The organism is Pseudomonas sp. AAC, from assembly GCF_000725445.1.
Classification (GTDB): Bacteria; Pseudomonadota; Gammaproteobacteria; order Pseudomonadales; family Pseudomonadaceae; genus Pseudomonas; species Pseudomonas citronellolis.
In genome coordinates, this window is sequence record NZ_KL647101.1 from 222,460 (window position 1) to 240,613 (window position 18,154).

An 18,154-nucleotide genomic window follows, 5' to 3' on the forward strand; every position below is an offset into this window, starting at 1 on the left:
CGGGTGACGCCGACAATTTCCCCATGTACCCGGTCCTCCCTGGAGAGCGCCATGCCCCCACTTCCCGATGACGAACGCTGCTGGCAGGCGGTCTGCGAGCGTGACGCGGGCTTCGACCAGCGTTTCGTGTTTTCCGTTCGCTCCACCGGCGTCTATTGCCGGCCGAGCTGCCCGGCGCGGCGGCCAAGCCGCGCCAACGTGCGCTTCCACGCCGACGCAGCCGCCGCCGAAGCCGCGGGCTTCCGCCCCTGCAAGCGCTGCACGCCTGACGGCGAGAGCCCGACGCAGCGCCTCGATGCGCTGGTCGCCGCCGCCTGCCAGTTGCTGGAGCAGGCCGAGCGCCCGTTGACCATGGACGAACTGGCCGCGCTCATCGGCCTCTCGGCCTCGCACCTGGCCCGCGCCTTCAAGGCGCGCACCGGCCTGACGCCGCGGGCCTGGGCCGAGGCCCGCCGCCAGCAGCGCCTGGCCGCCGCCCTGCCGCAGGCGCGTTCGGTGCTCGATGCCGCCCTGGAGGCGGGTTATTCCGGCACCCGCGCGCTCTACGAGGCGCCCACCGCGCTGAGCCCGGCGCAACGCCGACAGAAGGGCGCCGGCATCCGCCTGCGCTACGCCATCGCCCCCTGCCCGCTCGGCCAGGTGCTGCTGGCCGCCAGCCTGCGGGGCGTCTGCGCCCTGCTGTTCGGCGATGCGCCGGAGCAGCTGGAGGCGGAACTCCGCCAGCGCTTCGCCGCCGCCGAGTTGCAGCGCGACGACGCCGGCCTGGGCGACTGGCTGGGCCGGGTGCTGCGCCAGCTGGAGCAGCCCGAACGCGCCGCCGGCCTGCCCCTGGACCTGCACGGCAGCGCCTTCCAGCTGCGCGTCTGGCGCGCCCTGGCGCAGATTCCCAGCGGGCAGACGCGGCGCTACGGCGAACTGGCCGAGCAGTTGCACAGCCATCCCCGGGCCATCGCCCGCGCCTGCGCGAGCAACCCGGTGGGGCTGCTGGTGCCCTGCCACCGGGTGGTGGCCGCCGACGGCGGCAGCGGCGGCTACCGCTGGGGCCTGGAGCGCAAGCGCGAGCTGCTGCGCCGCGAGGACCAGGCGGCGCAGCAGGACGAACCGGCCTGAGCCGCCTCCGATCGGCCGGGCCCATGGCAGAGCCCTCGCTGTGCTATGGTTCGGCCCCTCGAAGGACCGCCTGCAAGCCCCATGACCCTCTGGAACCTCATCACCCGTTTCGGCGACAGCTCGCTGCTGCTGCCCTGCGCGCTGTTCATCTATGCCTGGTTGCTGCTGCGCCGGGAAACGTACAACGCCAACTGCTGGCTGCTGCTGTTCGGCCTGGCCGCCGGCGTCACCCTGGTCTCCAAGCTGGCCTTCATGGGCTGGGGCATCGGTATTCCCGCCTGGAACTTCACCGGGCTGTCCGGCCACAGCATGATGGCCGCCAGCGTCCTGCCGGTGCTCTGCAGCCTGCTGCTGCCCGCCCGCCCCGCCTGGCGCCTGGCCGCCGCGGCCGGCGGCGCCGTGCTGGCCGTGCTGGTGGGCGTGTCGCGGCTGCAGATCAACGTCCATTCGCCGGCGGAAGTCTACGGCGGGCTGGCCGTGGGCCTGGCCGCCAGCGGCGCCTTCCTCTGCCTGACGCAGCGTCGCCTGCCGTCGCTGTCGCCCGTGCTGCTGGCCCTCGTCCTGCTGCTGGCCTCGCTGCAGGGCGTGACCGGCGTGCGCGCGCCCACCCACCAGATGCTCGAACGCATCGCCGCCTACATGGCCGACCGCGACCAGCCGTTCAAGCGCGGCGAGTGGGGTGGCTTCCATCGCCTCGACGGGCAGCGGGCGCCAGCGGCCTGAGCCGAGATGCTCTTCGCAGGATGGGTTGAGCCTGCGAAACCCATCGGGCCACGGTGATGGGTATCGCTTCGCTCAACCCATCCTACGGTGAAATACCCTGCCTCCCTTACAGACCGCGCTGGCGCGCTCTTCGTAGCGGGCCCTGCCCGCGATTCGCGCGCAGGGCGCGCTCCTACAAGGGAGCGGCGTGCGCGTTCGGAAAACCGAACGCGCGAACGGCATCTATCCGGAACTCCGAACGCCCGTCTCGCCAACGGCCTGCCAAGCCCGAATATAAGTCCTTTAAATTCAATCACTTAAAATAAAATCCAGGGACTGGCACGGTCCCTGCTCCATAGCTTCCCCGTGAGCATGCGGCAGCGCCGCGCTTGCCCGCCGGCCGCCAGGAGGGCCCGCCGCCGGGTACGCCTGCCGCAGGATCGACAACAACCAGAACAAGTCGAGGAAGCATCAATGCGTATCGCACCCCGTGTGCTGGGCGTGGCCATCGTCGCCGCCCTGTTCGCCACTCCGGCCCTTTGCGAGGAACTCACCGGCACCCTGAAGAAGATCAAGGATTCCGGCACCATCGTCCTCGGCCACCGTGACGCCTCCATCCCCTTCTCCTACCTGGCCGACGACCCGCGCCAGCCGGTGGGCTATTCCCACGACCTGCAGCTGAAGGTGGTCGAGGCAGTCAAGCAGGAACTGGGCATGCCCGACCTCAAGGTGCGCTACAACCTGGTCACCTCGCAGACGCGCATCCCGCTGGTGCAGAACGGCACCGTGGACATCGAGTGCGGCTCCACCACCAACAACCTGGAGCGCCAGAAGCAGGTCGACTTCTCCCTCGGCATCTTCGAGGTGGGCACCCGCCTGCTGACCAGGAAGACCAGCGGCATCAGCGACTTCGCCGACCTCAAGGGCAAGAACGTGGTGACCACCGCCGGCACCACCTCCGAGCGCCTGCTCAAGTCGATGAACGCCGAGAAGAAGATGGGCATGAACATCATCTCGGCCAAGGACCACGGCGAATCCTTCCTGATGCTCGAATCCGGCCGCGCCGTGGCCTTCATGATGGACGACGCCCTGCTCTACGGCGAAATGGCCAAGGCCCGCAAGCCCGACGACTGGGCGGTGGTCGGCACCCCGCAGTCCTATGAAATCTACGGCTGCATGGTGCGCAAGGGCGACGAGGGCTTCAAGAAGGTGGTCGACAAGGCAATCGCCGACACCTTCGCCTCCGGGCAGATCAACGACATCTACGCCAAGTGGTTCACCCAGCCGGTGCCGCCCAAGGGCCTGAACCTCGAATTCCCGATGAGCGACACGCTCAAGAAGCTGATCGCCAGTCCCACCGACAAGTCTGCCGAGCAGATGTAAGGGTGGCGCCCCGCCGCGCTCACGAGGCGCGGCCGGGCGGGGAACGGGAGCGCCAGCGGCGCTCCCGGCCTCCCCTTCCTTCCCGATCCACCACCGGAACACGCCCGCCACCCACGGGCGCAGGCGCCTGCGCGCCGCGTTCCGGCCGTTTCGACGCCCCGCACGGGGCCATCGAGGGCAACCTTCATGAACTACAACTGGGACTGGGGCGTGTTCTTCAAGTCCACCGGGATCGGCGACGAGATCTACCTGGACTGGTACATCGCCGGCCTGGGCTGGACCATCGCCGTCGCCCTCACTGCCTGGCTCCTCGCCCTGGCGCTGGGCCTGGTGCTGGGCGTGCTGCGCACCGTGCCGAACCGCTGGCTGTCGGCCATCGGCACCGGCTACGTCGAGCTGTTCCGCAACGTGCCGCTGCTGGTGCAGCTGTTCATCTGGTACTTCCTGGTCCCGGACCTGCTGCCGCAGCCGCTGCAGGACTGGTTCAAGCTCGGCCTGGCGCCGGAGACCTCGGCCTTCGTCAGCGTCGTGGTGTGCCTGGGCCTGTTCACCGCCGCGCGCGTCTGCGAGCAGGTGCGCACCGGCATCCAGGCGCTGCCCGGGGGGCAGGTCGCCGCCGGCCGCGCCATGGGCTTCAGCCTGCCGCAGGTGTACCGCTACGTGCTGCTGCCGCAGGCCTTGCGCATCATCATCCCGCCGCTGACCTCGGAGTTCCTCAACATCTTCAAGAACTCCTCGGTGGCCTCGCTGATCGGCCTCATGGAGCTGCTGGCGCAGACCAAGCAGACCGCCGAGTTCAGCGCCAACCTGTTCGAGGCCTTCACCCTGGCCACGGCGATCTACTTCACCCTGAACATGAGCCTGATGCTGTTCATGCGCCTGGTCGAGCGCAAGGTCGCGCTGCCCGGGCTGATTTCCGTGGGAGGCAAATGATGGACTTCGGCTCGATCGTCCCGGCGCTGCCGGGCCTGTGGGACGGCATGGCCATGACCCTGCAGCTGACCGGCCTGGGCGTGCTCGGCGGCGTGGTGCTGGGCACCCTGCTGGCGCTGATGCGCCTGTCCCACAACCGCCTGCTGAGCAACCTCGCCGGCTTCTACGTCAACTACTTCCGCTCCATCCCGCTGCTGCTGGTGATCACCTGGTTCTACCTGGCGGTGCCCTACATCCTGCGCTGGATCACCGGCAGCGACACCCCGGTGGGCGCCTTCACCAGCTGCCTGGTGGCCTTCGTGATGTTCGAGGCGGCGTACTTCTGCGAGATCGTCCGCGCCGGCATCCAGGCCATCCCGAAAGGCCAGATGGGCGCGGCGCAAGCCCTGGGCATGACCTACGGCCAGTGCATGCGGCTGATCATCCTGCCCCAGGCGTTCCGCAAGATGACCCCGCTGCTGCTGCAGCAGAGCATCATCCTGTTCCAGGACACCTCGCTGGTCTACACCGTCGGCCTGATGGACTTCCTCAACGCGGCGCGCTCGCGCGGCGACATCATCGGCCAGCCCCACGAATTCCTGATCTTCGCCGGTCTCGTCTACTTCATCGTCAGCTTCACCGCCTCCTTCGCGGTCAAGCGCCTGCAGAAAGGGTTAGCCCTATGATCACCATCGACAACGTCAACAAGTGGTACGGCGACTTCCAGGTCCTCACCGACTGCAGCACCTCGGTCGCCAAGGGTGAAGTGGTGGTGGTCTGCGGGCCGTCCGGCTCGGGCAAGTCGACGCTGATCAAGTGCGTCAACGCCCTGGAGCCGTTCCAGAAGGGCGACATCGTGGTCGACGGCACTTCCATCGCCGACCCGAAGACCAACCTGCCGAAGCTGCGCTCGCGGGTGGGCATGGTGTTCCAGCACTTCGAGCTGTTCCCGCACCTGACCATCACCGAGAACCTGACCATCGCCCAGGTCAAGGTGCTCGGCCGCGGCAAGGACGAGGCCACCGAGAAGGGCCTGGCGCTGCTCGACCGCGTCGGCCTCAAGGCCCACGCCCACAAGCACCCCGGCCAGCTTTCCGGCGGCCAGCAGCAGCGCGTGGCCATCGCCCGCGCCCTGGCCATGGACCCGATCGTGATGCTGTTCGACGAACCCACCTCGGCGCTGGACCCGGAAATGGTCAACGAAGTGCTCGACGTGATGGTCCAACTGGCCCAGGAAGGCATGACCATGATGTGCGTGACCCACGAGATGGGCTTCGCCCGCAAGGTGGCCGACCGGGTGATCTTCATGGACCGCGGGCAGATCGTCGAAGACTGCGCCAAGGAAGAGTTCTTCGGCGACCTGGAAGCCCGCTCCGAGCGCGCCCGGCAGTTCCTCGCCAAGATCCTCACCCACTGAAGCCCACCCATGCCCCGTAGGATGGGTTGAGCGAAGCGATACCCATCACCAGCCGGCCCGTCGCCACACCCGGCGCCGGGCTGGTTCGCTTCCGACGACTGTGATGCAATGCCCGCCCAGCCATTGACCCTGCCACCGCCGAACGTGAAGCCGAGCCTCGTGCGCAACCTGCTGTTGCCGATTCCGCTGATCCTGCTGATGCTCGGCTTCGGCTACGGCGGCTACCTGGTCAGCGCCGGCGCCGGCACCCGCGCCCTGGTCGCCAGCGGCGAGCGCCAGCTGGAACTGCACGCCCGCGGGGTGGAAAGCGAGATCAGCCGCTACACCTACCTGCCCAGCCTGCTGGAGCTGGAAAACAACGTCACCCGCCTGCTGCTGGAACCCACGCCCTACCGCCGCGACCTGGTCAACGCCTACCTCGAAGGCCTCAACCGCCGCGCCGGCAGCCGCGCCATCTACCTGCTGGACACCTCCGGCCGAGTGCTGGCCACCAGCAACTGGCAGGACGCCGACAGCTACCTGGGCGAGGACCTGTCCTTCCGCGCCTACTTCCAGGACGCCGTGCAGGGCCGCCCGGGGCGCTTCTACGGCATCGGCAGCACCGTCGGCGAGCCCGGCTACTACCTGGCCCACGGCCTGGTGCATGGCGGGCGCATCGTCGGCGTGGCGGTGGTCAAGGTGAAGATGGAGGCCCTGGAGGAACGCTGGGAGAAGGCCCAGCTGCAGGCCTTCGTCAGCGACGAGAACGGCATCATCGTCCTCTCCAGCAACCCGCAGTTGCGCCTGAAGGCGGTGCGCTCGCTCAGCGCCGCGGACAAGGAGCGCCTGGCGCGCAGCCTGCAGTACTACTGGTGGGCGCTCAACGAATGGCAGCCCAGCTCGCGCCGGGCCCTGGGCGAGGGCGTGGAGGAAATCGGCTTCCGCGACCGCGACGCCAGCGGCGAGCCGCACGCCGAGCGCCTGTACCTGAAGCAGAGCCGCCGCCTGAACGACACCCCCTGGGACTTCACCCTGCTCAGCCCGCTGCAGGACGTGCGCCGCGAGGCCATGATCCACGGCGTGCTGGCCGCGGTGGGCTTCGCCCTGCTGGCGTTCCTGCTGATCGCCTGGAACGAGCGGCGCAAGGTCCTGGCCACCCGCCTGGCCGCCCGCGAGGCGCTGCAGCAGGCCAACGACGAACTGGAGCGGCGCATCGCCGAGCGCACCGCCGACCTGCGCGCCAGCAACCAGCATCTACGCGAGCAGATCCGCGAGCGCCGCCAGGCCGAGGACACCCTGCGCAAGGCCCAGGACCGCCTGGTCCAGGCCGGCAAGCTGGCGGTGATCGGGCAGATGTCCACCAGCATCGCCCACGAACTGAACCAGCCGCTGGCGGCGCTGCGCACCCTCTCCGGCAACACCGTGCGCTTCCTCCAGCGCGGCGCCCTGGACATCGCCAGCAGCAACCTCGAAGCGATCAACGAAATGGTCGACCGCATGGGCCGCATCACCGCCAGCCTGCGCGCCTTCGCCCGGCGCGCCGACGACCACGGCCAGGCGCGCCTGGGCAAGGCGGTGGACGCCGCGCTGCGGGTGCTGCAGGTGCGCCTGAAGGACTGCCCGCTGGCCCTGCACCGCGAATTCGACGACGTGAGCCTGGGCATCGACCAGACGCGCCTGGAACAGATCCTGGTCAACCTGATCGCCAACGCCCTCGACGCCATGAGCGCGCAGGCCGACCGCCAGCTCTGGCTCAGCGGCCGCGCCGAGGGCGCGCAATACCACCTGACGGTGCGCGACAACGGCCCGGGCATCCCGCCGGATGCCCGCGAGCACCTGTTCGAACCCTTCTTCACCACCAAGCCCGGCGAGCACGGCCTGGGCCTGGGCCTGACGCTCTCGGCCAGCCTCGCCACCGCCGCCGGCGGCAGCCTCGGCGTGGCCCACCCGGAGGCCGGCGGCACCGCCTTCGAACTCAGCCTGCCCCTGCAGCCCACTCAGGAACCCACGCCATGAGCGACGAAAAACTCCGCGTACTGGTGGTCGAGGACGACCCCCACGTGCTGCTCGGCTGCCAGCAGGCCCTGGCCCTGGAAGACCTCGACAGCGACGGCGTGGCCAGCGCCGAGGAAGCGCTGCGGCGCGTGGGCGCCGACTTCCCCGGCATCGTCATCAGCGACATCCGCCTGCCCGGCATGGACGGCCTGCAACTGCTGGCCCGCCTGCGCGAGAAGGACGCGCAACTGCCGGTGGTGCTGATCACCGGCCACGGCGACATCGCCATGGCGGTGCAGGCCATGCGCGACGGCGCCTACGACTTCATGGAAAAGCCCTTCGCCCCCGAGCGCCTGGTGGACGTGGCGCGGCGCGCCCTGGAACACCGCCGGCTCAGCCGCGAGATCGGCCAGCTGCGCCGCCAACTGGCCGGGCGCCAGGCCCTGGAGGCCCGGCTGATCGGCCGTTCGCCGGCGATGCAGGCGCTGCGCGAGCTGATCGCCAACGTCGCCGACACCTCGGCCAACGTGCTCATCGAGGGCGAGACCGGCACCGGCAAGGAACTGGTCGCCCGCTGCCTGCACGACTACAGCCGGCGCCAGGCCAAGGCCTTCGTCGCGCTGAACTGCGGCGGCCTGCCGGAAAGCCTGATCGACAGCGAAATCTTCGGCCACGAGGCCCACGCCTTCACCGGCGCCGGCAAGCGGCGCATCGGCAAGATCGAGCACGCCGACGGCGGCAGCCTGTTCCTCGACGAGATCGAGAGCATGCCGCTGAACCTGCAGGTCAAGCTGCTGCGGGTGTTGCAGGAACACCAGCTGGAACGCCTGGGCTCCAACCAGTTGATCCCGGTGGACTGCCGGGTGATAGCCGCGACCAAGTCGGACCTCGCCGCCATGGGCCGCGAGGGCAGCTTCCGCAGCGACCTCTACTACCGCCTCAACGTCATCACCCTGCAACTGCCGCCGCTGCGGGAAAGACGCGAAGACATCCTGATGCTCTTCGAGCACTTCCTGCAGCAGTCCTCGCTGCGCTTCGACCGCCCGGCGCCGGCCATCGACAACGCCACCGCCGCCAGCCTGATGGCCCACGACTGGCCGGGCAACGTGCGCGAACTGCGCAACGTCGCCGAACGCTTCGCCCTCGGCCTACCGGTGCTGACCGGCGGCGGCCAGGGCCCGGACGCCAGCGAACCGCGCTTCGCCGAAGCCGTCGAAGCCTTCGAACGCAGCCTGCTGCAAAGCGCTCTGGAACGCCACGCCGGCAACCTCAGCCAGGCCGCCCTAGCCCTGGGCATGGCCAAGACCACGCTGTTCGACAAGGTGAAGAAATACGGGTTGGCGTAGGGCGCATAACGCCTACGGCGTTATCCGCCGCTACACCCATGCCCTCGCCGACGCTGGGGTCGAACCGGGCGATCCTCTTCCGTCGGTGAGAGCGGCCAAGGTCGGCTCCGAGCGGGGCGCGGCCAAGGTCAGGCGGCGTATAACCGCGAACGGTTATACGCCCTACGCGAATCGCGGACAGAGTCCCAGGGAAGCACGGTCGTAGGGCGCATAACGCCTACGGCGTTATCCGCCGCTACACCCATGCCCTCGCCGACGCAGGGGTCGAGCCGGGCGATCCTCTTCCGCCGGTGAGAGCGGCCAAGGTCGGCTCCGAGCGGGGCGCGGCCAAGGTCAGGCGGCGTATAACCGCGAACGGTTATACGCCCTACGCTACACTACCCGCCTTCCCCATCGCCGCCCCCGCCGGAGCCGCCCCATGTCCGCCAAATCCGAAGCCTTCTGGAACCAGCTCTGCGCCGACGCCGGCGTCGATCCGCAGCGGCGCCTGGCCGCGCGCCAGGCCATTCTGGCCGACGCGAAGGCGGTGGATGCCTGCTTCTACCGCCCCGACGACAACGACCCGGACGCCGAGGAGCTGGACCTGGGCGACGCCAGGGTGCTCATTCTCGGCCCCTTCGAGGCGCCCGCCGACTGGGACGCCGCCGAGCGCGAGGCGTTCTTCGAGGATGCCGACCCGGCGGCCTTCTTCAACGCCCTGGTGGAGTGCGAGGCCGAGCCCGGCAGCAAAGCCTTCTTCGTCCCGGAGATCGGCGATTTCGTCGCCGTGATGCCGAGCCCGGACAAGGTGCAGATGTACTTCCTGCACGACTGGCACGAAGAGGAAGACGGCTGCCATTGCGTGCTGGTGCGCGATGACGAAGGTCTCTGAGCCGACACGCAACCCAGGCTTTTTCCTACAGAAGCAGCGGTGAATCTCCACTAGGCCGGGCGCCGGGCCGAACCTACAGTTGCGGGCTCATTGCACCCAGCGGCGCCCGCCATGCCCCACGATCACGACAGCCTGCCGGTGGAACTCGAAACCCACCTGCCCAACCACGCCCCGCGCATCCTGCGCGGGCGCATCAGCCTGAACGACTACCACGACCTGCTGCTGGGCGACACGCCCGCCCTGGTGCGCCTGACGGACCTGCATGGCCAGAGCGACCTGTTCATCCGCGGGGTGAACATCCGCTGGGTGATCCGCACCGACGACAGCGACGCAGCCGCCTAGGCGCCACGCCGAAACCTGCCTGGGCGCGGGCCTGGCTGAACCGAAGCTGAATATCGCCACGATTCATCGGCGCCCGGGGAACCGGGCGCCACGGCGTCAGTCACAGAGGAATCTTCGGCAACTTCCTACGCAGCCTTCGGCAGCAGCGCCGTGCGAGAGCCCACCATGCAACCGGATCAAGACACCCTCTGGGTCGAACTGGAAACCCTGGACAACGCCCAGCGCCCGCATCGCCTGCGCGGACGCATGCAACTGCGCGACTACTTCGACCTGCTGGCCGGCTGCGCGCCAAGCCTGGTGCGCCTGGATGACTGCCGCGCCGACCGCCGCGGCCCGGTGGCCGACCTGTTCATCCGCAGCGTGCACATCCTGCGGGTGATGGCCCTGGGCCCGGTGCCGGCCTGAAGCGGCCTCAGTCGGCCATTCCCTTGTAGACATAGGTCATCGGCCGCGGCCCCGGCAGGTACTCGCGGCTCAGCTCGCGCACCTGGAAACCGCCGGCCTCGATCAGCGCCGGGATGTCGCGGTCCAGGTGGCAGCCACCGGCCAGCGGCTTCCAGATCGGCGTCAGGCGGTGCTGCCAGGCGCGCACGCCGGCGTCCGGCGCCAAGCCGTGCTCGCAGAAGAGGAACTCGCCGCCCGGCTTGAGCACCCGGCGCATCTCGCGCAGCGCCGCCAGCACGTCCGGGATGCTGCACAGGGTGAAGGTGCAGACGATGGAGTCGAAGCTGCCGGCGTCCGCGCGAATCTGCCCCAGCTCCAGCGCCACCATCTCCACCGGGATGCCGATCCCCGCCGCGCGCTTGCGCGCCAGGCCCTGCATCTGCGCCGCCGGGTCGACGCCGACGATTGTCGACACTTTCCCCGCGTCGTAGAAACCCAGGTTCAATCCGGTGCCGATGCCGATCTCCAGCACCCGGCCATGGGCCCGCGGCACCAGCTTCGAACGCTGCTTCATCACCTCGCCCATGCCGCAGGCGCAGTCGATCAGCCGTGGCAGCAGGTAGCGATCGTAGACTCCCATGCTCGTCTCCCCTGGCGGTTTCGCCCAGCCTAGCGCAGCCCAGGCCGCGTCGCGCGGGCTTTTCCGCCATCCGCCGGATTCCTGGGAACCTTTGTGCATAACTCGTCGGCCCATTAGACGATTGTCGACAATCCCCTTGACCACACGAACGAGGGGGGTTAGTTTTCGCCGCACCTGATGTGGATTGTCGACACCATGAACGAATCCCTGCTCCTGCCCAACGACGTCGAAGGCGACGGCGAGACGCTTTCGGAACACGTGTTCCGCAAGATCCAGTCGGCCATCGTCAAGGGCGAGATCGCTCCCGGCAGCAAGATCTCCGAGCCGGAACTGGCGCGCACCTACGGCATCAGCCGCGGCCCGCTGCGCGAGGCGATCCACCGCCTGGAGGGCCAGAAGCTGCTGGTGCGCGTGCCCCACGTGGGCGCGCGGGTGGTGTCGCTGAGTCATGCCGAGCTGATCGAGCTGTACGAAATCCGCGAATCCCTGGAAGGCATGGCCTGCCGCCTGGCCGCCGAGCGCATGAGCCAGGCCGAGATCGACGAGCTGCGCCGGGTGCTCGACACCCACGAACGCGACGAGGCCTTCCAGGCCGGGCGCGGCTACTACCAGCAGGAAGGCGACTTCGACTTCCACTACCGGATCATCCAGGGCAGCGGCAACCGCACCCTGAGCCAGATGCTCTGCGGCGAGCTGTACCAGCTGGTGCGCATGTACCGCCTGCAGTTCTCCGCCGTGCCGAACCGGCCGCGCCAGGCCTTCGCCGAGCACCACCGCATTCTCGATGCCATCGCCGACCGTGACGGCGAACTGGCCGAACTGCTGATGCGCCGTCACATCGGCGCCTCCAAGCGCAATATCGAGCGTCACTACCTGGACGCCCAAGCCAAGACAGCCAACGAACGAGGTGAGTCATGAGTCTGCTTTCCCCCGGCCAGCGTTTCCGTACCGCCCTTGCCGAAGAGAAACCGCTGCAGGTGATCGGTGCGATCAACGCCAACCACGCCCTGCTCGCCAAGCGCGCCGGCTTCAAGGCCATCTACCTCTCCGGCGGCGGCGTTGCCGCCGGCTCCCTGGGCCTGCCGGACTTAGGGATAAACACCCTGGACGACGTGCTCACCGACGTGCGCCGCATCACCGACGTCTGCGACCTGCCGCTGCTGGTGGACATCGACACCGGCTTCGGCCCCAGCGCCTTCAACATCGAGCGCACGGTCAAGAGCCTGATCAAGGCCGGCGCCGCCGCCGCGCACATCGAGGACCAGGTCGGCGCCAAGCGCTGCGGCCACCGTCCGGGCAAGGAAATCGTCTCCACCGAGGAAATGGCCGACCGCGTGAAGGCCGCCGCCGACGCCAAGACCGACCCGAACTTCTTCCTCATCGCCCGCACCGATGCCATCCAGGCCGAGGGCGTGGACGCCGCCATCGAGCGCTGCCTGCGCTACGTGGAAGCCGGCGCCGACGGCATCTTCGCCGAGGCCGCCTACGACCTGCCGACCTACCAGCGCTTCGTCGACGCGCTGAACGTGCCGGTGCTGGCCAACATCACCGAGTTCGGCGCCACCCCGCTGTTCACCCGCGACGAGCTGGCCTCGGTCGGCGTGGCCATCCAGCTTTACCCGCTGTCGGCCTTCCGCGCCGCCAACAAGGCCGCCGAAGCGGTGTACACCGCGATCCGCCAGGAAGGCCACCAGCAGAACGTCATCGAGCTGATGCAGACTCGTGCCGAGCTGTACGACCGCATCGGCTACCACGCCTTCGAGCAGAAGCTCGACGCGCTCTTCGCCAGCAAAAAATAAAAGCCGATAAAGGCCGAAAAAAGCGCTGGAGGCTGGACGACTCGCTCTTCGTTCAGCCTCCAGCCTCCAGCGCTCTTACTCGGCTCTTGAAGCCCAGAACAATAGAGATGAGGAAACACCGATGAGCACGACTGAAACCACAACTGCCTTCAAGCCGAAGAAATCCGTGGCCCTCTCCGGCACCGCCGCCGGCAACACCGCCCTGTGCACCGTCGGCCGCACCGGCAACGACCTGCACTACCGCGGCTATGACGTGCTCGACTTCGCCAACCGCTGCGAATTCGAGGAAATCGCCCACCTGCTGGTCCACGGCAAGCTGCCCAACGTCGCCGAGCTGGCCGCCTACAAGGCCAAGCTGAAGGCCCTGCGCGGCCTGCCGGCGGGCGTCAAGGCCGCCCTGGAAACCCTGCCGCCGTCGGCCCACCCGATGGACGTGATGCGCACCGCGGTTTCCGTGCTCGGCTGCCTGCAGCCCGAGAAGGACGACCACAACCACCCCGGCGCCCGCGACATTGCCGACAAGCTGATGGCTTCCCTGGGCTCGGCCCTGCTGTACTGGTACCACTTCAGCCACAACGGCAAGCGCATCGACGTGGAAACCGACGACGACTCCATCGGCGGCCACTTCCTGCACCTGCTGCACGGCGAGAAGCCGCGCGAGTCCTGGGTGCGCGCCATGCACACCTCGCTGAACCTGTACGCCGAGCACGAGTTCAACGCCTCCACCTTCACCTCGCGCGTCATCGCCGGCACCGGCTCGGACATGTACTCCTGCATCGCCGGCGCCATCGGCGCGCTGCGCGGCCCGAAACACGGCGGCGCCAACGAGGTGGCCTTCGAGATCCAGAAGCGCTACGACAACCCGGACGAGGCCGAAGCCGACATCCGCGCCCGCGTCGAGAAGAAGGAAGTGGTGATCGGCTTCGGCCACCCGGTCTACACCGTGTCCGACCCGCGCAACAAGGTGATCAAGGAAGTCGCCCGCCAGCTCTCCGAAGAGCAGGGCAACAGCAAGATGTACGACATCGCCGAGCGCCTGGAAAGCGTGATGTGGGAAATCAAGAAGATGTTCCCCAACCTCGACTGGTTCAGCGCCGTGAGCTACCACATGATGGGCGTGCCCACCGCCATGTTCACCCCGCTGTTCGTGATCGCCCGCACCGCCGGCTGGTCCGCCCACGTCATCGAGCAGCGCATCGACGGCAAGATCATCCGCCCGAGCGCCAACTACGTAGGTCCCGAAGACCTGAAGTTCGTGCCGCTCAAGGACCGCCCCTGAATAACGATGAATAACATCATGAACAGCCAATACCGTAAAAGCCTGCCCGGCACACAACTGGACTACTTCGACGCCCGTGCGGCCGTCGAAGAGATCCAGGCTGGTGCCTGGGACAAACTCCCGTACACCTCGCGCGTGCTGGCCGAGCAACTGGTGCGCCGCTGCGAGCCGGAGCTGCTCACCGCGGCCCTGGAGCAGCTGGTCTACCGCAAGCGCGACCTCGACTTCCCCTGGTACCCGGCGCGCGTGGTCTGCCATGACATCCTCGGGCAGACCGCGCTGGTCGACCTGGCCGGCCTGCGCGATGCCATCGCCGACCAGGGCGGCGACCCGTCCAAGGTCAACCCGGTGGTGCCGACGCAGCTGATCGTCGACCACTCCCTGGCCGTGGAAGCCGCCGGCTTCGACCCCGAGGCGTTCGAGAAGAACCGCGCCATCGAGGACCGCCGCAACGAGGACCGCTTCCACTTCATCGAGTGGACCAAGACCGCGTTCAAGAACGTCGACGTGATCCCCGCCGGCAACGGCATCATGCACCAGATCAACCTGGAGAAGATGAGCCCGGTGATCCAGGCGCGCGGCGGCGTGGCCTTCCCCGACACCTGCGTGGGCACCGACTCGCACACCCCGCACGTGGACGCCCTGGGCGTGATCGCCATCGGAGTCGGCGGCCTGGAAGCCGAGACCGTGATGCTCGGCCACCCGTCGATGATGCGCCTGCCCGACATCGTCGGCGTCGAGCTGACCGGCAAGCGCCAACCCGGCATCACCGCCACCGACATCGTCCTGGCGCTGACCGAGTTCCTGCGCAAGGAACGCGTGGTGGGCGCCTACGTCGAGTTCTTCGGCGAAGGGGCGGACAGCCTCTCCGTCGGCGACCGCGCGACCATCTCCAACATGTGTCCGGAATACGGCGCCACCGCCTCGATGTTCTACATCGACCAGCAGACCATCGACTACCTCAAGCTCACCGGCCGCGAGCCCGAGCAGGTGGCGCTGGTGGAGAACTACGCCAAGACCCTCGGCCTGTGGGGCGACGCCCTGAAGAGCGCCGAGTACGAGCGCGTGCTCAGCTTCGACCTGGGCAGCGTGGTGCGCAACATGGCCGGCCCGTCCAACCCGCACCGCCGCCTGCCGACCTCGGCGCTGGCCGAGCGCGGCATCGCCGACGAGGCCAAGCTGGAGTCCGGCCGCGACGAAGAGGCCCATGGCCTGATGCCCGACGGCGCGGTGATCATCGCCGCCATCACCAGTTGCACCAACACCTCCAACCCGCGCAACGTGGTGGCCGCCGGCCTGCTGGCGAAGAAGGCCAACGCGCTGGGCCTGGTGCGCAAGCCCTGGGTGAAGACCTCCTTCGCGCCGGGCTCGAAAGTCGCCAGGCTGTACCTGGAAGAAGCCGGCCTGCTGACCGAGCTGGAGAAGCTCGGCTTCGGCATCGTCGCCTACGCCTGCACCACCTGCAACGGCATGTCCGGGGCGCTGGAGCCGAAGATCCAGCAGGAGATCATCGACCGCGACCTGTACGCCACCGCCGTGCTCTCGGGCAACCGCAACTTCGACGGGCGCATCCACCCCTACGCCAAGCAGGCCTTCCTCGCCTCGCCGCCGCTGGTGGTGGCCTACGCCATCGCCGGCACCGTGCGCTTCGACATCGAGCGGGACCCGCTGGGCACCGACGCCAACGGCAACCCGATCACTCTGAAGGACCTGTGGCCGTCCGACGAAGAGATCGACGCCATTGTCGCGGCCAGCGTGAAGCCGGAGCAGTTCCGCCAGGTGTACATCCCGATGTTCGACCTGGGCAGCGTGAAGGAAGCCGACAGCCCGCTGTACGACTGGCGCCCGATGTCCACCTACATCCGCCGCCCGCCCTACTGGGAAGGCGCGCTGGCTGGCGAACGCACGCTCAAGGGCATGCGCCCGCTGGCGATCCTGCCGGACAACATCACCACCGACCACCTGTCGCCGTCCAACGCCATCCTCGCCAGCTCCGCTGCCGGCGAATACCTGGCGAAAATGGGCCTGCCGGAGGAGGACTTCAACTCCTACGCCACCCACCGCGGCGACCACCTCACCGCGCAGCGCGCCACCTTCGCCAACCCGCAGCTGGTCAACGAGATGGCCGTGGTCGACGGCCAGGTGAAGAAGGGTTCGCTGGCCCGCGTTGAGCCGGAAGGCAAGGTGATGCGCATGTGGGAAGCCATCGAGACCTACATGAACCGCAAGCAGAACCTGATCATCGTCGCCGGCGCCGACTACGGCCAGGGCTCGTCCCGCGACTGGGCGGCCAAGGGCGTGCGCCTGGCCGGCGTCGAGGTGATCGTGGCCGAAGGCTTCGAGCGCATCCACCGCACCAACCTGGTGGGCATGGGCGTGCTGCCGGTGGAGTTCAAGCCGGGCACCACGCGCCTGACCCTGGGCCTGGATGGCACCGAGACCTACGACATCGAAGGCGAACTGTCGCCGCGCTGCGACCTGACACTGGTGGTCAACCGCCGCAACGGTGAAGTGGTTCGCGTGCCGGTGACCTGCCGCCTGGACACCGCCGCCGACGTCAGCGTGTACAAGGCCGGCGGCGTGCTGCAGCGCTTCGCCAAGGACTTCCTCGAGTCGTCCGCGGCGTGATGTAACAAGAGCCCCTCTCCCTAACCCTCTCCCTGAAGGGAGAGGGGACCGTTCGGCGCAGGATGAAACCAATGCGTCAGCCGGCACGGACGGCTCCCTCTCCCTTCAGGGAGAGGGCGGGGGGAGAGGGTTGCCCCCCTCGAACTTTCAGGTAGCGACCCCATGCCCCACGTACCCCAAGTGAAAATCCCCGCCACCTACATCCGCGGCGGCACCAGCAAGGGCGTGTTCTTCCGCCTGCAGGACCTGCCCGAGCGCTGCCAGGTGCCGGGCGCGGCGCGCGACAAGCTGTTCATGCGCGTGATCGGCAGCCCCGACCCCTACTCGGCGCACATCGACGGCATGGGCGGCGCCACCTCCAGCACCAGCAAGTGCGTGATCCTGTCGAAAAGCAGCCAGCCCGGCCACGACGTCGACTACCTCTACGGGCAGATTTCCATCGACAAGGCCTTCGTCGACTGGAGCGGCAACTGCGGCAACCTCTCCACCGCCGCCGGCGCCTTCGCCATCCACGCCGGCCTGGTCGACCCCGAGCGCATCCCGGACAACGGCACCTGCGTGGTGCGCATCTGGCAGGCCAACATCAACAAGACCATCATCGCCCACGTGCCGGTGACCAACGGCCAGGTCCAGGAAACCGGCGACTTCGAACTGGACGGGGTGACCTTCCCGGCCGCCGAGATCGTGCTGGAGTTCCTCGAGCCGTCCGACGACGGCGAGGAAGGCGGCTCGATGTTCCCCACCGGCAACCTGGTGGACGACCTGGAAGTGCCCGGCGTCGGCACCTTCAAGGCGACCATGATCAGCGCCGGCATCCCCACGGTGTTCGTCAACGCCGAGGACATCGGCTACAAGGGCACCGAACTGCGCGAAGACATCAACTCCGATCCCGAGCAACTGGCGCGCTTCGAGCAGATCCGCATCGCCGGCGCCCTGCGCATGGGCCTGATCAAGACTCCCGAAGAAGCGGCCACCCGCCAGCACACGCCGAAGATCGCCTTCGTCTCGCCGCCCAAGGACTACCGCACCTCCAGCGGCAAGCAGGTGCAGGCCGGCGACGTCGACCTGCTGGTGCGCGCGCTGTCCATGGGCAAGCTGCACCACGCCATGATGGGCACCGCCGCCGTGGCCATCGGCACCGCCGCGGCCGTGCCGGGCACCCTGGTCAACCTCGCGGCCGGAGGCGGCGAACGCAGCGCCGTGCGCTTCGGCCACCCCTCCGGTACCCTGCGCGTGGGCGCCGAGGCCAGGCAGGTGGACGGCGAATGGACGGTGACCAAGGCCATCATGAGCCGCAGCGCGCGCATCCTCATGGAAGGCTGGGTGCGGGTGCCGGGCGACGCCTTCTGAGCGCCGCCGCGTAGGAG

17 protein-coding genes are annotated in these 18,154 nt (G+C 68.4%); 16 read left to right on the plus strand and 1 reads right to left on the minus strand.

Annotated features, from left to right (window positions below; all coding sequences use genetic code 11):
* Positions 1-51 precede the first annotated feature (51 nt).
* From ada to FG99_RS26530, 11 genes are all read left to right on the plus strand, one after another.
* Positions 52-1,110 carry a bifunctional DNA-binding transcriptional regulator/O6-methylguanine-DNA methyltransferase Ada gene (ada, locus tag FG99_RS26480; protein WP_043273191.1) on the plus strand — a complete coding sequence of 353 codons (1,059 nt, stop codon included), beginning with the start codon at positions 52-54 and terminating at the stop codon, positions 1,108-1,110.
* A gap of 81 nt (positions 1,111-1,191) precedes the next feature.
* The gene (locus FG99_RS26485; RefSeq protein WP_043273192.1) at positions 1,192-1,833 is read left to right on the plus strand and encodes a phosphatase PAP2 family protein; all 642 of its coding nucleotides are present in this window, start codon (positions 1,192-1,194) and stop codon (positions 1,831-1,833) included.
* A 453-nt stretch (positions 1,834-2,286) separates the two neighbouring features.
* Positions 2,287-3,195 (plus strand): glutamate/aspartate ABC transporter substrate-binding protein, encoded by a 909-nt coding sequence (locus FG99_RS26490; protein WP_043273193.1) that lies wholly within the window; start codon positions 2,287-2,289, stop codon positions 3,193-3,195.
* Between the two features lie 186 nt (positions 3,196-3,381).
* Positions 3,382-4,128: an amino acid ABC transporter permease gene (locus FG99_RS26495; RefSeq protein ID WP_009616001.1), complete on the plus strand. Its 747-nt coding sequence runs from the start codon at positions 3,382-3,384 to the stop codon at positions 4,126-4,128.
* Positions 4,125-4,793, plus strand: a complete 669-nt coding sequence (locus FG99_RS26500) for an amino acid ABC transporter permease (protein ID WP_173427889.1) — start codon at positions 4,125-4,127, stop codon at positions 4,791-4,793. The genes FG99_RS26495 and FG99_RS26500 overlap by 4 nt, the downstream gene beginning before the upstream one ends.
* On the plus strand, positions 4,790-5,524 hold the full coding sequence (locus tag FG99_RS26505) for an amino acid ABC transporter ATP-binding protein (protein WP_009615999.1): 735 nt from the start codon (positions 4,790-4,792) through the stop codon (positions 5,522-5,524). The genes FG99_RS26500 and FG99_RS26505 overlap by 4 nt, the downstream gene beginning before the upstream one ends.
* 108 nt (positions 5,525-5,632) lie before the next feature.
* Entirely contained in the window at positions 5,633-7,519 is a 1,887-nt protein-coding gene (locus FG99_RS26510; protein WP_043273194.1) for a sensor histidine kinase, read from the plus strand.
* Complete coding sequence (locus FG99_RS26515) at positions 7,516-8,844, plus strand: two-component response regulator AauR (protein ID WP_043273195.1); 1,329 nt, start codon at positions 7,516-7,518, stop codon at positions 8,842-8,844. Before FG99_RS26510 ends, FG99_RS26515 begins: the two co-directional genes overlap by 4 nt.
* A 418-nt stretch (positions 8,845-9,262) precedes the next feature.
* Complete coding sequence (locus tag FG99_RS26520) at positions 9,263-9,715, plus strand: hypothetical protein (RefSeq protein ID WP_009615993.1); 453 nt, start codon at positions 9,263-9,265, stop codon at positions 9,713-9,715.
* A gap of 111 nt (positions 9,716-9,826) precedes the next feature.
* Positions 9,827-10,057 carry a hypothetical protein gene (locus tag FG99_RS26525; RefSeq protein WP_043273197.1) on the plus strand — a complete coding sequence of 77 codons (231 nt, stop codon included), beginning with the start codon at positions 9,827-9,829 and terminating at the stop codon, positions 10,055-10,057.
* Positions 10,058-10,222: 165 nt separating this feature from the next.
* Positions 10,223-10,462: a hypothetical protein gene (locus FG99_RS26530; RefSeq protein WP_009615991.1), complete on the plus strand. Its 240-nt coding sequence runs from the start codon at positions 10,223-10,225 to the stop codon at positions 10,460-10,462.
* A gap of 7 nt (positions 10,463-10,469) precedes the next feature.
* On the opposite strand, the gene FG99_RS26535 is transcribed toward FG99_RS26530, so the two are convergent.
* Positions 10,470-11,081 (minus strand): class I SAM-dependent methyltransferase, encoded by a 612-nt coding sequence (locus FG99_RS26535; RefSeq protein ID WP_043273198.1) that lies wholly within the window; start codon positions 11,079-11,081, stop codon positions 10,470-10,472.
* 195 nt (positions 11,082-11,276) lie between these two features.
* On the opposite strand from FG99_RS26535, the gene FG99_RS26540 reads away from it, so the two are divergent.
* From FG99_RS26540 to prpF, 5 genes are all read left to right on the plus strand, one after another.
* Entirely contained in the window at positions 11,277-11,999 is a 723-nt protein-coding gene (locus FG99_RS26540) for a GntR family transcriptional regulator (RefSeq protein ID WP_009615989.1), read from the plus strand.
* Positions 11,996-12,880 carry a methylisocitrate lyase gene (gene prpB, locus FG99_RS26545; protein WP_043273200.1) on the plus strand — a complete coding sequence of 295 codons (885 nt, stop codon included), beginning with the start codon at positions 11,996-11,998 and terminating at the stop codon, positions 12,878-12,880. The genes FG99_RS26540 and prpB overlap by 4 nt, the downstream gene beginning before the upstream one ends.
* A 121-nt stretch (positions 12,881-13,001) precedes the next feature.
* Complete coding sequence (gene prpC, locus FG99_RS26550; protein WP_043273202.1) at positions 13,002-14,159, plus strand: bifunctional 2-methylcitrate synthase/citrate synthase; 1,158 nt, start codon at positions 13,002-13,004, stop codon at positions 14,157-14,159.
* Between the two features lie 18 nt (positions 14,160-14,177).
* The gene (gene acnD / locus FG99_RS26555; RefSeq protein WP_043273203.1) at positions 14,178-16,787 is read left to right on the plus strand and encodes a Fe/S-dependent 2-methylisocitrate dehydratase AcnD; all 2,610 of its coding nucleotides are present in this window, start codon (positions 14,178-14,180) and stop codon (positions 16,785-16,787) included.
* A gap of 162 nt (positions 16,788-16,949) precedes the next feature.
* On the plus strand, positions 16,950-18,137 hold the full coding sequence (gene prpF, locus FG99_RS26560) for a 2-methylaconitate cis-trans isomerase PrpF (protein ID WP_043273205.1): 1,188 nt from the start codon (positions 16,950-16,952) through the stop codon (positions 18,135-18,137).
* Positions 18,138-18,154 lie beyond the last annotated feature (17 nt).

Coding starts and splice junctions, on each gene's coding strand:
- ada (WP_043273191.1), top strand. CDS start 52: ATGCCCCCACTTCCCGATGACGAACGCTGCTGGCAGGCGGTCTGCGAG.
- FG99_RS26495 (WP_009616001.1), top strand. CDS start 3,382: ATGAACTACAACTGGGACTGGGGCGTGTTCTTCAAGTCCACCGGGATC.
- FG99_RS26505 (WP_009615999.1), top strand. CDS start 4,790: ATGATCACCATCGACAACGTCAACAAGTGGTACGGCGACTTCCAGGTC.
- FG99_RS26490 (WP_043273193.1), top strand. CDS start 2,287: ATGCGTATCGCACCCCGTGTGCTGGGCGTGGCCATCGTCGCCGCCCTG.
- FG99_RS26520 (WP_009615993.1), top strand. CDS start 9,263: ATGTCCGCCAAATCCGAAGCCTTCTGGAACCAGCTCTGCGCCGACGCC.
- FG99_RS26540 (WP_009615989.1), top strand. CDS start 11,277: ATGAACGAATCCCTGCTCCTGCCCAACGACGTCGAAGGCGACGGCGAG.
- FG99_RS26500 (WP_173427889.1), top strand. CDS start 4,125: ATGATGGACTTCGGCTCGATCGTCCCGGCGCTGCCGGGCCTGTGGGAC.
- FG99_RS26485 (WP_043273192.1), top strand. CDS start 1,192: ATGACCCTCTGGAACCTCATCACCCGTTTCGGCGACAGCTCGCTGCTG.
- FG99_RS26525 (WP_043273197.1), top strand. CDS start 9,827: ATGCCCCACGATCACGACAGCCTGCCGGTGGAACTCGAAACCCACCTG.
- prpC (WP_043273202.1), top strand. CDS start 13,002: ATGAGCACGACTGAAACCACAACTGCCTTCAAGCCGAAGAAATCCGTG.
- FG99_RS26515 (WP_043273195.1), top strand. CDS start 7,516: ATGAGCGACGAAAAACTCCGCGTACTGGTGGTCGAGGACGACCCCCAC.
- FG99_RS26535 (WP_043273198.1), bottom strand. CDS start 11,081: ATGGGAGTCTACGATCGCTACCTGCTGCCACGGCTGATCGACTGCGCC.
- FG99_RS26530 (WP_009615991.1), top strand. CDS start 10,223: ATGCAACCGGATCAAGACACCCTCTGGGTCGAACTGGAAACCCTGGAC.
- prpF (WP_043273205.1), top strand. CDS start 16,950: ATGCCCCACGTACCCCAAGTGAAAATCCCCGCCACCTACATCCGCGGC.
- acnD (WP_043273203.1), top strand. CDS start 14,178: ATGAACAGCCAATACCGTAAAAGCCTGCCCGGCACACAACTGGACTAC.
- prpB (WP_043273200.1), top strand. CDS start 11,996: ATGAGTCTGCTTTCCCCCGGCCAGCGTTTCCGTACCGCCCTTGCCGAA.
- FG99_RS26510 (WP_043273194.1), top strand. CDS start 5,633: ATGCCCGCCCAGCCATTGACCCTGCCACCGCCGAACGTGAAGCCGAGC.